Source organism: Enterobacter sp. MF024 (assembly GCF_005843915.1).
Taxonomy (GTDB): Bacteria; Pseudomonadota; Gammaproteobacteria; order Enterobacterales; family Enterobacteriaceae; genus Enterobacter; species Enterobacter barmai.
The window spans coordinates 104,998-119,077 of the sequence record NZ_VCBB01000002.1 but is presented as its reverse complement, the minus strand read 5'-3'; the positions used below and the strand labels follow the sequence as shown (position 1 = coordinate 119,077).

General features: G+C 57.3%; 14 protein-coding genes. 6 read left to right on the top strand and 8 right to left on the bottom strand.

Annotation, left to right across the window (positions count from 1 at the left end; genetic code table 11):
* Window positions 1-65: 65 nt before the first annotated feature.
* From minE to minC, 3 genes are read right to left on the bottom strand one after another with little or no spacing between them, the layout of a single operon-like run.
* Entirely contained in the window at window positions 66-335 is a 270-nt protein-coding gene (gene minE / locus FFB58_RS05795) for a cell division topological specificity factor MinE (RefSeq protein WP_032611475.1), read from the bottom strand.
* Between the two features lie 3 nt (window positions 336-338).
* Window positions 339-1,151: a septum site-determining protein MinD gene (minD, locus tag FFB58_RS05790; RefSeq protein WP_032611473.1), complete on the bottom strand. Its 813-nt coding sequence runs from the start codon at window positions 1,149-1,151 to the stop codon at window positions 339-341.
* Window positions 1,152-1,174: 23 nt separating this feature from the next.
* Entirely contained in the window at window positions 1,175-1,867 is a 693-nt protein-coding gene (minC, locus tag FFB58_RS05785; RefSeq protein ID WP_039030775.1) for a septum site-determining protein MinC, read from the bottom strand.
* Between the two features lie 126 nt (window positions 1,868-1,993).
* On the opposite strand from minC, the gene FFB58_RS05780 reads away from it, so the two are divergent.
* The 3 genes from FFB58_RS05780 (at window position 1,994) to FFB58_RS05770 (ending at window position 3,513) form a co-directional block, all read left to right on the top strand.
* Window positions 1,994-2,269, top strand: coding sequence for a YcgL domain-containing protein (locus FFB58_RS05780; RefSeq protein ID WP_138369321.1), 276 nt, complete (start codon window positions 1,994-1,996; stop codon window positions 2,267-2,269).
* A 47-nt stretch (window positions 2,270-2,316) separates the two neighbouring features.
* Window positions 2,317-2,976 (top strand): fumarylacetoacetate hydrolase family protein, encoded by a 660-nt coding sequence (locus FFB58_RS05775; protein ID WP_138369320.1) that lies wholly within the window; start codon window positions 2,317-2,319, stop codon window positions 2,974-2,976.
* Between the two features lie 93 nt (window positions 2,977-3,069).
* Window positions 3,070-3,513 carry a YcgN family cysteine cluster protein gene (locus FFB58_RS05770; RefSeq protein ID WP_039030772.1) on the top strand — a complete coding sequence of 148 codons (444 nt, stop codon included), beginning with the start codon at window positions 3,070-3,072 and terminating at the stop codon, window positions 3,511-3,513.
* 122 nt (window positions 3,514-3,635) lie between these two features.
* Here FFB58_RS05770 and dsbB read toward each other — a convergent pair whose 3' ends face one another.
* Together dsbB and nhaB are read right to left on the bottom strand one after the other, a co-directional pair.
* Complete coding sequence (gene dsbB / locus FFB58_RS05765) at window positions 3,636-4,166, bottom strand: disulfide bond formation protein DsbB (RefSeq protein WP_039030771.1); 531 nt, start codon at window positions 4,164-4,166, stop codon at window positions 3,636-3,638.
* Window positions 4,167-4,308: 142 nt separating this feature from the next.
* A complete protein-coding gene (gene nhaB / locus FFB58_RS05760; protein WP_138369319.1) occupies window positions 4,309-5,847 on the bottom strand; it encodes a sodium/proton antiporter NhaB in 1,539 nt (512 codons plus the stop codon).
* A gap of 198 nt (window positions 5,848-6,045) precedes the next feature.
* Between nhaB and fadR the strand changes: the two genes are divergently transcribed.
* Window positions 6,046-6,765: a fatty acid metabolism transcriptional regulator FadR gene (fadR, locus tag FFB58_RS05755; protein WP_039030769.1), complete on the top strand. Its 720-nt coding sequence runs from the start codon at window positions 6,046-6,048 to the stop codon at window positions 6,763-6,765.
* Window positions 6,766-6,893: 128 nt separating this feature from the next.
* Here the strand turns inward: fadR and FFB58_RS05750 are convergent, their stop codons facing one another.
* Entirely contained in the window at window positions 6,894-8,426 is a 1,533-nt protein-coding gene (locus tag FFB58_RS05750; protein ID WP_039030768.1) for a SpoVR family protein, read from the bottom strand.
* A 324-nt stretch (window positions 8,427-8,750) separates the two neighbouring features.
* On the opposite strand from FFB58_RS05750, the gene FFB58_RS05745 reads away from it, so the two are divergent.
* Together FFB58_RS05745 and dadX are read left to right on the top strand one after the other, a co-directional pair.
* Window positions 8,751-10,049, top strand: a complete 1,299-nt coding sequence (locus FFB58_RS05745; RefSeq protein ID WP_039030767.1) for a D-amino acid dehydrogenase — start codon at window positions 8,751-8,753, stop codon at window positions 10,047-10,049.
* Window positions 10,050-10,061: 12 nt separating this feature from the next.
* Window positions 10,062-11,132, top strand: a complete 1,071-nt coding sequence (dadX, locus tag FFB58_RS05740) for a catabolic alanine racemase DadX (protein WP_039030766.1) — start codon at window positions 10,062-10,064, stop codon at window positions 11,130-11,132.
* Between the two features lie 94 nt (window positions 11,133-11,226).
* Here the strand turns inward: dadX and FFB58_RS05735 are convergent, their stop codons facing one another.
* Window positions 11,227-12,960, bottom strand: a complete 1,734-nt coding sequence (locus FFB58_RS05735; protein ID WP_138369318.1) for a potassium/proton antiporter — start codon at window positions 12,958-12,960, stop codon at window positions 11,227-11,229.
* Window positions 12,961-13,058: 98 nt separating this feature from the next.
* Window positions 13,059-13,973, bottom strand: a complete 915-nt coding sequence (gene ldcA / locus FFB58_RS05730) for a muramoyltetrapeptide carboxypeptidase (protein WP_138369317.1) — start codon at window positions 13,971-13,973, stop codon at window positions 13,059-13,061.
* Window positions 13,974-14,080: the final 107 nt, after the last annotated feature.

Below are 14,080 nucleotides of genomic sequence, written 5' to 3'. Positions count from 1 at the left end.
CGGCGCTGCGCTTGCCGGGGCTACAAATGTAGGCCGGGCAAGCATCGCGCCGCCCGGCAATGCCGTTATGAACGCGACTCTTCCGCTTCCGGCAGGGTCACGTTGAGCTCCAGAATCGAGATATCCCCGTCCTTTTGCTCCAGCTGTACGGTCACCATCTCCGGGTCGATCTGCACATACTTACAAATCACTTCCAGGATGTCTTTGCGCAGCTGCGGCAGGTAATGCGGTTCTGCATCGCTGCGGCGGCGTTCCGCGACGATGATCTGCAGTCGTTCTTTTGCGATGTTGGCGGTGCTTTTTTTCCGCGAGAGAAAAAAGTCCAGTAATGCCATAACTTATCCTCCGAACAGGCGTTTGAGGAAACCTTTCTTCTCTTCTTCTATGAAGCGGAAAGGACGTTCTTCTCCGAGCAGACGATCTACCGTGTCCGCATACGCTTTACCGGCGTCTGCGTTAGCGTCGAGGATAACCGGTTCACCCTGGTTAGAGGCGCGCAGCACGGATTGATCTTCCGGGATAACGCCAACCAGTTTGATGCGCAGGATCTCCAGCACGTCTTCCATACTCAGCATATCACCTTTATTGACGCGACCCGGATTATAACGGGTCAGCAGCAGGTGCTCTTTAATCGGCTCTTCGCCATTCTCTGCGCGACGGGATTTTGAAGCAAGGATCCCCAGAATACGGTCGGAGTCGCGCACGGAAGAGACTTCCGGGTTGGTGGTGATGATCGCTTCATCGGCGAAGTAGAGCGCCATCAGCGCACCGGTTTCGATGCCCGCAGGTGAATCACAGACCACGAAATCGAAGTCCATTTTTTTCAGCTCATCGAGCACCTTTTCCACGCCTTCGCGGGTCAGCGCGTCTTTGTCGCGCGTCTGGGAAGCGGGGAGAATATAGAGGTTGTCGGTACGCTTATCTTTGATCATTGCCTGATTCAGCGTGGCATCACCCTGAATCACGTTCACGAAATCGTACACCACGCGGCGCTCGCAACCCATAATCAGGTCGAGGTTACGCAGGCCGATATCGAAGTCGATAACGACAGTTTTCTTTCCCTTCTGGGCCAAACCAGTAGCGATGGCCGCGCTGGAGGTGGTCTTGCCAACGCCTCCTTTACCCGAAGTAACAACAATAATGCGTGCCATAGAAATTCCTTGTTAAAAAGGGATCAATTCAACGGTTGAACGGTCAAAGCGTTGTCTGCCAGACGCAGACGAGCGGCTTTACCAGAAAATTCGGCCGGGATGTTATCGCTCAGCCAGTAAACACCTGCGATGGAGACCAGCTCCGCCTCCAGATGGGTACAAAAAATTTGCGCATCGCGATCGCCGCTGGCACCCGCCAGCGCGCGACCCCGCATGGAGCCATAGATATGAATATTGCCATCGGCGATAAGTTCTGCACCAGCGCTGACGTGGTTAGTTACAATAAGGTCACAGTTTGGCGCATAAATACGCTGACCGGAACGCACCGGCAGATCGATCAAGCGCGTTTTTGTGACGGGTGTAACAGGGAGTTCAGGCGGGGCAGGGGGCTCTGCGCGTGGGGCTTTATCTTTGCCTTCGGTGAGCAGCGGAAGACCCGCCTCGTCAATTTCGGCTTTCAGTGCGGCATCTTTGCAGCCGCTGATGCCAACAATCCGCAGGCCGGTGGCTAACACTGCCTGCTGCAACTGCTGCCAGTTAATCGGCGCTTCAAGGTCGCTTACGTTAATGACGACGGGCGCATGTTTAAGAAATGCGGGCGCCTGGGCGATTTTGTCTTCTAACGCCTGACGAATAACCTCGGGTTTTGCTTCATGCAAATGAACCACTGATAAGGTGAAGCTACTGCCTTTAAGCTCGATTGGCGTGTTTGACATCCTGGCCTTACTCAATTTGCTTTTTACCACGGCGTGTGCGTCGTGATATTCCGAAGAGTATCAGGCATGTTATAGTCACAACTATATTGAGGCAAGTCACCCTCCCCGTTAATTCTGAGTAAATATATGTTTTGTGTGATCTACAGAAGTACCCAACGCGACCAGACCTATCTCTATGTCGAAAAAAAGGACGATTTTTCCCGCGTGCCTGAGGCACTGATGGAGACCTTCGGAAAGCCGCAAATGGTGATGCTGATGCCGCTCGACGGGCGCAAGCAGCTGAAGAACGCCGATCTGGAAAAAGTGAAAAGCGCGTTAGCCGAACAGGGCTATTATTTACAACTCCCTCCGCCGCAAGAGAATTTACTTAAACAGCATCTTGAGGCGCAGGGAAAAAAATAGTTTAAGAATTATCTGTCAGCGTTACATTAACCTTTTAGGGGCTCATTATGTATCAGCATCATAACTGGCAAGGCGCCTTGCTGGATTATCCGGTAAGCAAAGTCGTCTGCGTCGGCAGTAATTACGCGAAGCATATTCAGGAAATGGGCAGTGCGGTTCCGGACGAGCCGGTGCTGTTTATTAAACCGGAAACCGCCCTCTGTGATATTCGCCAGCCGCTGGCGATCCCGCAGGGGCTGGGTTCGGTTCACCACGAAGTGGAACTGGCGGTGCTGATTGGCGCAACGCTGCGCCAGGCCTCTGAAGATCATGTGCAGAAAGCGATTGCCGGTTATGGTGTGGCGCTGGACCTGACCCTGCGCGAGGTGCAGGGCAAAATGAAAAAAGCGGGTCAGCCGTGGGAGAAAGCCAAGGGCTTTGATAACTCCTGTCCAATCTCCGGCTTCGTACCGGTGTCTGAATTCCAGGACGATCCGCAGAACACCACCCTGAGCCTGAAAATTAACGGCGAAGTGCGTCAGCAGGGTTCTACGTCCGACATGATCCACAAAATCGTGCCGCTGATTGCCTACATGAGCCGTTACTTCACCCTGAAACCGGGCGATGTGATCCTCACCGGCACCCCGGAAGGGGTAGGCCCGCTGAACGGTGGCGATGAGCTGGAGCTCTCCGTCAACGGCCTGTCACTGAAAACCCGCGTGCTGTAATCCCCGCTTGCCGCCTTAAAAGGGCGGCAAAACTTGCATCAAGATGCCAGACTGGTTATAAGGTGCGCTTTCTTTTGACGTGTGGACATCCTTATGAGCGAAATCCCTTTCTGGCAAAGCAAAACTCTCGACAACATGACCGACGCCGAGTGGGAATCGCTGTGCGACGGTTGCGGTCAGTGCTGCCTGCACAAGCTGATGGATGAAGATTCGGACGAAATCTATTTCACCAACGTCGCCTGTAACCAGCTGAACATCAAAACCTGCCAGTGCCGCAACTACGAGCGTCGTTTCGAGCTGGAGCCGGACTGCATCAAGCTGACCCGCGACAACCTGCCGACCTTTGAATGGCTGCCGCCGACCTGCGCCTACCGTCTGCTGGCGGAGGGTAAAGATTTGCCGAAGTGGCACCCCCTGCTGACCGGCTCGAAAGCGGCGATGCACGGCGAGCGGATCTCCGTGCGTCATATCGCGGTGAAGGAGTCAGAGGTGCGCGACTGGGAAGACCACATATTGAATCACCCAAACCGCGCATAATAAAAAACCCGCCTCGGCGGGTTTTTTTATTAGTGCGGCCTGATGCCCTCACCCCAACCCTCTCCCACGGGGAGAGGGCGCAAACATTAAAAACGGCAACCCCCAGGGTTGCCGTTTTGCTTTTACCTACCAAACAAATCGCGTTTTTTCGGTTTAAACGGCTGTGCAATCAGCACCAGCAGCGCCACGACCAGGTAGGCGGCAAAAATCCCCACCAGCCACTGCGGCATCTCGAGGGTCAGGAATTCCCACTGACGTACGGCGCAGTCACCGGTAGCCACGAACACCTGCGGCAGCCACTTGTCCAGCGGCAGCCAGCTCGGGAAGCTGGCGGCAAAATCACAGGTCTGGAACGGGGAGGGGTGCAGCTGGATCATGGTGTGCTCCCAGGCGAGCTGCAGGCCTTTGCCGGCACTGTAGAGCCAGAGGGCGATGGCGCCATAGCGCAGTGGGCTTTTCGGGGCGATAGCGCCCACCAGACCCGCGCCCATCACGCCAAACAGCGCGCAGCGTTCGTAGATACACAGCACGCATGGCTTCAGCATCATCACGTGCTGGAACCACAATGCCACCATTTCTAACACGAAGGCGGTCAGGGCCAACAGCAACCACGCCCCGCGTCCGCGCGAGCACTGGTTCAAAAATTTCAACATAATCATTTCCCTGGAACAGGTATAGAAAGCGCAGTGTAAACGAAAACAATTTGCGCGCCAGCCTCAGCGCGCAAAATATAACGTAATCGGATATTTATCATGCACAAGCGCAACCGGGCGAATTATCGCCCGGCTGACTGACTTAATGCGTCGCCAGTATACCCGCCTGCAGCATCCATTGGGTAAAAGGAATGAGGGTAATTTTGACGCATAACAAACCGACTGCGGTTAATACCAGGGTATAAGGCAGCGCCATCCATACCATCCGGCCATAAGAGAGGCGGATAAGCGGGGCGAGGGTGGAGGTCAGTAAGAACAGGAAGGCCGCCTGACCGTTTGGCGTGGCCACCGAAGGCAGGTTGGTGCCGGTGTTGATCGCCACCGCCAGCATCTCAAACTGCTCGCGGTTTATCACGCCGCTCTCCATCGCCGCTTTCGCTTCGTTGATATAGACCGAGCCGACAAACACGTTATCGGAGATGGCCGACAGCAGGCCGTTAAACAGATAGAACAGCGACAGCTGGGCGTCGGGTTCAGCCTGCAGTACGAAGTGAATAATCGGCGCAAACAGATGCTGATCGACAATTACCGCCACCACCGCGAAAAAGACCGCCAGCAGCGCGGTAAAAGGCAGCGCTTCGGTAAAGGCTTTGCCGATGGCGTGTTCATCCGTCACGCCGCTAAAGGTGGTGGCCAGAATAATCACCGACAGACCAATCAGCCCCACTTCCGCCAGGTGAAACGCCAGGGCGATAATCAGCCAGACGCCAATGATGCCCTGGAAAATCAGCGCCAGCCGCTGCTGACGGGTCCGCTGGCTGCGGCTCTCTTCGTCGAAGCGGCGCAGCACGTCGCGCACCTGGGTCGGCAGCAGGGTGCCGTATCCAAACCATTTACACTTCTCCACCAGCCAGCAGGTGAACAGGCCACACGCCAGCACCGGCACGCTGACCGGCGCCACGCGCAGGAAAAATTCAACAAAATTCCAGCCCGCGGCTTTGGCGATGATCAGGTTCTGCGGTTCGCCAACCATGGTCATCACGCCGCCCAGCGCCGTACCTACGCCCGCATGCATCATCAGGCTGCGCAGAAATGCGCGAAACTGCTCCAGCACGTCGCGCTGATGGACGTCAACGTGGCTGTCATCCTGCATGCCGGCTTCCGGCTGGGACGAAGCCACCCTGTGGTAAATGCCGTAAAAGCCGACGGCGACGCTGATCACCACCGCGACCACGGTCAGAGCATCGAGGAAGGCCGACAGGAACGCGGCTGCAAGGCAGAAGGCCAGCGACAGCATAGTTTTTGAGGGGATGCTCAGCAGCAGGCGGGTAAAGATAAACAGCAGCAGCTGCTTCATAAAGTAGATCCCGGCCACCATAAACATCAGCAGAAGGAGCACTTCGAGGTTCGCCGCCAGCTCCTCTTTCACGTGTTCTGCGCTGGTCATGCCGATAACCACCGCCTCGAAGGCCAGCAGGCCGCCCGGCAGCAGGGGATAACACTTCAGCGCCATCGCGAGGGTGAAGATAAACTCCGCCACCAGCAGCCAGCCTGCGGCGAAAGGGCTGATGATGAAGATAAGCGGGTTAAGAACCAGGAAGACAACCAGGGTCAGTTTGTACCAGTCGGGAGACTGGCCTAAAAAATTGCGCCACAGGGCGCGACGATAAGACATTTCCACAACAGATTTCCTTGCCCGTCACATAATTACGTCCTAAGTATACGCAAATGAGGCCGGTGGAGGAGCGCAGGGGATGTTTTTTAAATGATAAAAATAAAACGGCGATCCCTTTTTTCTCGCCTCGCTGCGCTATCTGCCTCTGCCAGCCTCTGGTATGATGAGTGAATTTTGTAAAAAGCAGTTAATGGAAAACTCACTATGGTCATTAAGGCGCAAAGCCCGGCGGGTTTCGCGGAAGAGTACATTATCGAGAGCATCTGGAATAACCGTTTTCCCCCAGGCTCGATCCTTCCCGCAGAACGCGAACTCTCTGAACTGATTGGCGTCACACGTACCACCTTACGTGAAGTGTTGCAGAGACTGGCCCGCGACGGCTGGCTGACGATCCAACACGGCAAACCGACCAAAGTGAATAACTTCTGGGAAACGTCGGGCCTGAATATTCTTGAGACGCTGGCGCGCCTCGATCACGAAAGCGTGCCGCAGCTGATCGACAACCTGCTCTCCGTGCGCACCAACATCGCCACCATCTTTATCCGTACGGCGTTCCGCCAGCACCCTGATAAGGCGCTGGAGGTCCTGGCCCGCGCCACGGCGGTAGAAGATCACGCCGACGCCTTTGCCCTGCTGGATTACAACGTTTTCCGCGGGCTGGCGTTTGCCTCCGGTAACCCGATTTACGGCCTGATCCTCAACGGCATGAAGGGGCTCTATACCCGCATCGGTCGTCACTACTTCGCCAACCCGGAAGCCCGCAGCCTGGCGCTGGGGTTCTACCACAAGCTGAGCGAGCTCTGCTCTGAAGGTCAGCACGACCAGGTGTATGAAACCGTACGTCGCTACGGCCGTGAAAGCGGCGAGATCTGGCATCGCATGCAGAAAACCCTCCCGGGCGATCTGGCAATTCACGGACGCTAAAATAAAAAACCTCTCGCTTGAGAGGTTTTTTTTGCCGGGTGGCGGCTGCGCCTTACCCGGCCTACAAAATCTGCAATCTTTGTAGGCCAGGTAAGCGAAGCGCCACCCGGCAAACAGGCCGCACCGAATTACAACATATTCCCCTTCGCCGGGCAGCGCTCCAGCAGCTCAACGCTACCATCCTCGTTCTGCTGCTCCAGCATAATGTCAAAGCCCCACAGACGGTGCACGTGCTTCAGAACTTCCTTGCGCCCCTTATCCAGCGGCGCCCGGTTGTGCGGGATATAGCGCAGCGTCAGGGAGCGATCCCCGCGCAGATCCACATTCCAGACCTGAATATTCGGTTCCAGATTGCTCAGGTTGTACTGGGCCGAGAGGCGGGAGCGGATCTCGCGATACCCCTCCTCGTTGTGGATAGCTGAAATCTCCAGATAGTTGTTGTGATCGTCATCCAGCACCGTAAACAGGCGGAAATCACGCATCACTTTCGGCGACAGGAACTGGCTGATAAAGCTCTCGTCCTTAAAGTCGCGCATCGCAAAGTGCAGCGTCTCCAGCCAGTCGGAACCGGCGATATCCGGGAACCAGTATTTATCCTCTTCCGTCGGGTTCTGGCAGATACGCTTGATGTCCTGGAACATCGCAAAGCCCAGCGCGTACGGGTTGATGCCGCTGTACCACGGGCTGTTGTAAGGCGGCTGGAACACCACGTTAGTGTGGCTGTGCAGGAACTCCAGCATAAAGCGCTCGGTCACTTTGCCTTCATCGTACAGATGATTCAGGATGGTGTAGTGCCAGAAGGTCGCCCAGCCTTCGTTCATCACCTGGGTCTGTTTTTGCGGATAGAAGTACTGGCTCACCTTACGCACGATGCGCAGGATCTCACGCTGCCACGGCTCCAGCAGCGGGGCGTTCTTCTCCATAAAGTAGAGCAAATTCTCCTGCGGCTCGGAGGGATAACGGCGCGCTTCAGGCACCGCTTTCTCCTCTTCCCGTTTCGGCAGGGTACGCCACAGCGTATTCACCTGGCTTTGCAGATACTCCTCGCGGCTTTTCTGCCGGGCTTTCTCCTCCTGCAGGGAGATCTTCTGCGGACGTTTATAGCGATCCACGCCGTAGTTCATCAGCGCATGGCACGAGTCCAGCAGCTTCTCAACCTCTTCCACCCCGTAGCGCTCTTCACACTCGGTGATGTAGTTCCGGGCGAAGATCAGGTAATCGACAATCGAGCTGGCGTCGGTCCAGCTGCGGAACAGGTAGTTATTTTTGAAAAACGAGTTATGCCCGTAGCAGGCGTGCGCCATCACCAGCGCCTGCATGGTGATGGTGTTCTCTTCCATCAGGTAGGCTATACACGGATTGGAGTTGATGACGATCTCATACGCCAGCCCCTGCTGGCCGTGTTTATACAGGCGTTCGGTCTCAATGAATTTTTTACCAAACGACCAGTGGGTATAGTTGATGGGCATCCCAACGCTCGAGTAAGCGTCCATCATCTGTTCAGAAGTAATGACTTCGATTTGATGGGGGTAGGCGTCCAGACGGTAGAGTTTCGCCACCCGATCAATTTCCGCCAGATAGGTATCCAGCAGCTCGAATGTCCAGTCGGGTCCATCGCTCAGACGTGTGGTGTCCTTATTCATGGAATCAATAGTAGCCATTAGCGCGCCCTCGTTGTTGGTAGCTCTCTCTGTCTGGAGAACCTCTTTTCAAGCATAGAACACAGCATTCAAAAGCGTGCTGGCACGCTATTTTTTTTCTTTGCGATTTCCCGTCGCGGCGATGGCGAAAACGGGGTGGTCAACAGCATAATCTGCTGGTTAAAAATGCCGCGCAGCAGGAGATGCCAAATACCCGCCAGCCCCGTCATATGGGGAAGGTGTGAGGTAAGTCACCATAAAAAATGCCTATGTTGAATAATATTTTCAGCTGGGTTATCAATATGTAACCAGAAGATTGTTCTTTTGCTTATAAATGGAGTGGCTATGCGTGTTGTCATACTGGGAAGTGGCGTCGTTGGCGTAACCAGCGCCTGGTACTTAAGTCAGGCCGGGCACGATGTGACCGTTATCGATCGGGAACCGGGTCCGGCACTGGAGACCAGTGCTGCGAATGCCGGACAAATCTCTCCGGGCTACGCGGCGCCCTGGGCGGCACCGGGCGTTCCGCTGAAGGCGATTAAGTGGATGTTCCAGCGCCATGCGCCGCTGGCGATCAGCCTCGACGGCACGCAGTTCCAGCTTAAGTGGATGTGGCAGATGCTGCGCAACTGCGACACCTCGCACTATATGGAAAACAAAGGGCGGATGGTGCGTCTGGCGGAGTACAGCCGCGACTGCCTGAAAGCGCTGCGCGCCTCCACCGGCATCCAGTATGAAGGCCGTCAGGGGGGCACCCTGCAGCTGTTCCGTACCGCCCAGCAGTACGAAAACGCCACCCGTGATATCGCCGTCCTCGAGGACGCGGGCGTCCCGTATCAACTGCTGGAAGCCAGCCAGCTGGCGCAGGTGGAACCGGCCCTCGCCGAGGTGGCGCACAAGCTGACCGGCGGTCTGCGTCTGCCCAATGACGAAACCGGCGACTGCCAGCTCTTTACCCAGAATCTGGCACAGATGGCAGAGCAGGCGGGCGTCAAATTCCGCTACAACACCGCCGTCGATAAGCTGCTGTATGAAGGGGATAACATCTACGGCGTGCTCTGTGGCGATGAAGTGGTCAAGGCCGACGCTTACGTCATGGCCTTCGGCTCATACTCCACCGCCATGCTGAAAGGCATCGTGGATATTCCGGTCTACCCGCTGAAGGGATATTCGCTCACCATCCCGGTGAAAGAGGACAGCGGCGCCCCGGTTTCAACTATCCTTGATGAAACATACAAAATCGCGATCACCCGTTTTGACAACCGGATCCGCGTGGGAGGAATGGCGGAAATCGTCGGCTTTAACACTGAGCTGCTGCAACCGCGCCGGGAAACGCTGGAGATGGTCGTTGGCGACCTGTTCCCGCGCGGCGGCTTTATTGAACAGGCGACCTTCTGGACCGGGCTGCGTCCAATGACCCCGGACGGCACTCCGGTAGTCGGGCGGACACCGTTTAAGAACCTGTGGCTGAACACCGGACACGGCACCCTGGGCTGGACAATGGCCTGCGGTTCAGGGCAGTTACTCAGTGATTTGATCTCCGGGCGCACACCCGCTATTCCGTTCGATGATTTAAGCGTTGCGCGCTACCGTCCGGGGTTCACGCCGTCACGTCCACAGCATTTACACGGCGCGCATAACTAACAAGGAGTCGTCATGTCCCGTCCCGTTCTGGCTCAGCTGGATCTGCAGGCCCTGAAGGATAACCTGCAAATTGTCCGTCGCGCTGCGCCAGCTTCACGCGTCTGGACGGTGGTCAAAGCTAACGCTTATGGCCACGGTCTGGATCGCGTCTGGAGTGCATTAAGCGCGACTGATGGTTTTGCGCTACTCAATCTCGAAGAGGCGATCCTGCTGCGCGAGCGCGGCTGGAAAGGACCGATCCTGATGCTCGAAGGCTTTTTCCACGCAGATGAGCTGCCCCTGTTTGATAAGTACCGCCTGACCACCAGCGTGCACAGCAACTGGCAGGTCAAGGCGCTCCAGAATGCCAGGCTCCACGCCCCGCTCGATATTTATCTGAAAGTGAACAGCGGCATGAACCGTCTCGGTTTCCAGCCGGAGCGGGTTCACAGCGTCTGGCAACAGCTGCGGGCGCTGAAGAACGTCGGGGAGATGACCCTGATGGCCCATTTCGCCGATGCGGAAAAGCCGGAGGGCATTGCCGAACCGATGAAGCGCATCGAGCAGGCGGCAGAGGGGCTGGATTGCCCGCGCTCGCTCTCTAACTCGGCGGCGACGCTCTGGCATCCGGAGGCGCATTTTGACTGGGTGCGTCCGGGGATCGTCCTGTATGGCGCGTCACCGTCCGGGCAGTGGCAGGATATCGCCAACAGCGGCCTGAAGCCGGTGATGACCCTGCGCAGCGAAATTATCGGCGTTCAGACCCTGAAGGCGGGGGATACCGTGGGCTACGGCAGCCGCTACCGCGCCCCGGGCGAGCAGCGGATCGGCATTGTCGCCGGAGGCTACGCCGACGGCTATCCGCGCATTGCCCCGTCCGGTACTCCGGTGTGGGTGGACGGCGTGCGTACCGGCACGGTCGGTACCGTGTCGATGGATATGCTGGCGATTGACCTGACCCCGTGCCCGCAGGCGGGGATCGGTACGCCGGTTGAGCTGTGGGGCAACGAGGTGAAAGTGGACGACGTTGCCGCCGCAGCGGGCACCGTCGGGTATGAGTTGTTAACCGCGCTAGCGCCGCGGGTGCCGGTGGTTACCATATAAAAGCAAAAGCAGTTTTGTAGGCCGGGTAAGGCGTAGCCGCCACCCGGCATCAGCACCGGAGTCAAACGCCGGGTGGCGCTTACGCTTACCCGGCCTACTCTTCAGCATCCTCCGCCACGCGGACACCCACCTTCAGCACAGCGTTATCTTCTTTCTCCGCCACCGTCCAGATCATCCCGGCGAACTCCACCTGGTCACCCACGACCGGTGCGGCTCCCAGCAGCTTCTGCACAATCTCGCCCAGCGTCTGCTGGTTATCGCGATACTCCAGCCCCTCGTCCAGGCCGTAGATCAACGCCACATCGGCGAATTTGGCGCTGGCTTCCAGAATAAAGTCCCCGAAGAAGCGCTGATCCAGCGCCACCGGCGGCGACTGGCTGAACAGCTTGCCGAGGGCAGGGAGGTCATGCTCCCGGCCAATCACGCAGAGAATATCCCCTTCGCGCAGCCGGGTGCTGCCGGTCGGGTGCAGCAGGGCGTTATCGCGAAACAGGGCGGCAATGCGCGTCTCTTCCGGCATATGCAGATCGCGCAGCGAGGCGCCCACGCACCACTTATCGGCGCTGAGCTGATAAACAAACTGCTCCCACGGATTTTCGGGGTGAATGTCCAGCCCCACGCGGGAGACCGGCCAGCCCACCGGCGGGATCACCACGCGGGCCTTTTTCGCCGCCCACGACAGGGACGTGCCCTGGAACAGCAGCGACACCAGCACCACAAAGAACGCCACGTTGAAGAACAGACGGGAATTATCCAGCCCGGCCATCATCGGGAATACCGCGAGGATGATAGGCACCGCGCCGCGCAGCCCCACCCAGCTGATAAACACCCGCTCGCGCAGGTTAAAGCCCCGGAACGGCAGCAGACCGGCAAACACCGACAGCGGACGGGCAAAGAAGATCATCCACAGCGACAGCAGCAGTGCCGGAATGGCAATCGGCAGCAGATCCGACGGCGTCACCAGCAGCCCCAGCACCAGGAACATGCCGATCTGCGCCAGCCACGCCAGGCCGTCAAAGTTTTGCAGAATGCCAAAGCGGTTGCGGATAGGGCGATTGCCGAGCAGGAAGCCGCACAGATAGACCGCCAGAATGCCGCTGCCGTCCATCGCCGTGGTGAGGGCGAAAATCAAAATCCCGCCGCTCAGCGCCAGCAGCGGATAGAGCCCCGCCGGGAGCGAAATACGGTTGATCATCTGTTGCAGCAGATAGCCCCCGCCGAGGCCAATGATGATGCCTAAGCCAAACTGCTGAAGGATGTGCCAGGCGAACATCCAGCTCAGGCCAGTTTCATGCTGCTGGATCATCTCAATCAGGGTGATGGTCAGAAACACCGCCATCGGATCGTTACTGCCGGATTCAATCTCCAGCGTCGAGCCGACACGTTCGTTCAGCCCTTTGCCGCCGAGCAGCGAGAAGACTGCCGCGGCGTCGGTTGAGCCCACAATCGCGCCGATCAGCAGCCCTTCCATAATGTCCAGCTTAAACAGCCACGCCGCCATCATCCCGGTCAGGCCGGAGGTGATAAGCACCCCGACCGTCGCCAGCGACAGGGCCGGGCCCAGCGCCACGCGAAACGAACTGGCCTGGGTGCGCATCCCGCCATCCAACAGGATCACCGCCAGGGCGAGGTTACTGATCATGTACGCAAACGGGTAATTATCGAAGGGAATACCGCCGATGCCATCAACCCCCGCCAGCATGCCGATGGCGAGGAAAATAACCAGAATGGGGATGCCAAGACGTGATGAAAATGAACTCAATAAAATACTGCAGGTTACAAGAACTGAACCCAGGATAAAAAGACTGATTATTGCTGCGGCATCCAATGTTTGCGTACTCCCTGCCCGACGTGGTGACTGTTATTAAAACCCTAACATATTAACGCCCCTCACAGCGCGGAAATCGGGCGTTTAAGGGGCTTTTTTTATGCCTTTAACACCGGATGACCGCTCAACGTTAAAGAACTTCCCCTTGATGTATGAACCAGCGTCGCCTGTGCGCCAATCGGCAGGGTGACGGTTTGCTGTTCATGGCCGAAATCGAGCCCGCTGATAATCGGCACCGACACACGGGCGCGCAGATAATCGATCATGGTCGCAAGAGAGTATCCGGCATCGTAATCGTTGGGGGTTGCTCCGCTGAAGCTGCCGAGCACAATCGCCCGCTGACGGTCGAGAATGCCCGCGTGAAGCAGCTGGAGCAGCATACGTTCGACGCGGAACGGGTGTTCGTTGATGTCTTCCAGCACCAGGATGCCGTTCTCAATGGCGGGGAGCCACGGGGTGCCGATGAGCGACACCACCATCGCCAGATTGCCGCCCCATAACTGGCCTTCGCATTCGCACTGCGGGCCATCGCCCTGCCACTCGACGGAGTAGGTAGAATTACGCAGCGCCCGCCAGAAATGGTCTACAGTGAAGGCGTTCAGTTCTGGCGCACCGAAATTGCCCGCCAGCATCGGGCCGCTGAAGGTGATGACGTTGTGCAGCGCCAGCAGGCCCAGCTGGATCACCGTGAAATCACTGTGACCGCAGATAAGCAAAGGGTTCTGCTGCTGACGTTTCGCCAGCCCCTGCCAGTCGATCTGCTCCAGCAAGCGGCTGGCACCGTAGCCGCCGCGTACCGCCAGCACAATCTGGTTGGCCCCGGACAGGCGGGTGAGGGCGTTGATATCATTCAGGCGCGCAGCCTCGGTACCGGCAAATCGCTGCTGGCGGCGGGGTATAATCGTCTGATTTTGTACCTGATGGCCCTCTTCCATTAATCGCGCCACGCCCCGTTGCGCCGCTTCCTGATTAATGCAGTAACCTGATGGTGCGATGAGATGAAACTGAGACATGGCATTTCCTTGCTGACTTATAAAGCTGAATGTATATATCATGCCGCCTGAGCGCGTCCTTCATCAAGCGGAGGATAGGGTAACAGCGATGAATGACCATAAGGACA

Excerpts from the sequence above, each read along its gene's own strand:
- minE (WP_032611475.1), bottom strand. The coding sequence starts at position 335 with ATGGCATTACTGGACTTTTTTCTCTCGCGGAAAAAAAGCACCGCCAAC.
- FFB58_RS05770 (WP_039030772.1), top strand. The coding sequence starts at position 3,070 with ATGAGCGAAATCCCTTTCTGGCAAAGCAAAACTCTCGACAACATGACC.
- FFB58_RS05745 (WP_039030767.1), top strand. The coding sequence starts at position 8,751 with ATGCGTGTTGTCATACTGGGAAGTGGCGTCGTTGGCGTAACCAGCGCC.
- FFB58_RS05775 (WP_138369320.1), top strand. The coding sequence starts at position 2,317 with ATGTATCAGCATCATAACTGGCAAGGCGCCTTGCTGGATTATCCGGTA.
- dsbB (WP_039030771.1), bottom strand. The coding sequence starts at position 4,166 with ATGTTGAAATTTTTGAACCAGTGCTCGCGCGGACGCGGGGCGTGGTTG.
- minD (WP_032611473.1), bottom strand. The coding sequence starts at position 1,151 with ATGGCACGCATTATTGTTGTTACTTCGGGTAAAGGAGGCGTTGGCAAG.
- fadR (WP_039030769.1), top strand. The coding sequence starts at position 6,046 with ATGGTCATTAAGGCGCAAAGCCCGGCGGGTTTCGCGGAAGAGTACATT.
- dadX (WP_039030766.1), top strand. The coding sequence starts at position 10,062 with ATGTCCCGTCCCGTTCTGGCTCAGCTGGATCTGCAGGCCCTGAAGGAT.
- FFB58_RS05780 (WP_138369321.1), top strand. The coding sequence starts at position 1,994 with ATGTTTTGTGTGATCTACAGAAGTACCCAACGCGACCAGACCTATCTC.
- FFB58_RS05750 (WP_039030768.1), bottom strand. The coding sequence starts at position 8,426 with ATGGCTACTATTGATTCCATGAATAAGGACACCACACGTCTGAGCGAT.
- ldcA (WP_138369317.1), bottom strand. The coding sequence starts at position 13,973 with ATGTCTCAGTTTCATCTCATCGCACCATCAGGTTACTGCATTAATCAG.
- minC (WP_039030775.1), bottom strand. The coding sequence starts at position 1,867 with ATGTCAAACACGCCAATCGAGCTTAAAGGCAGTAGCTTCACCTTATCA.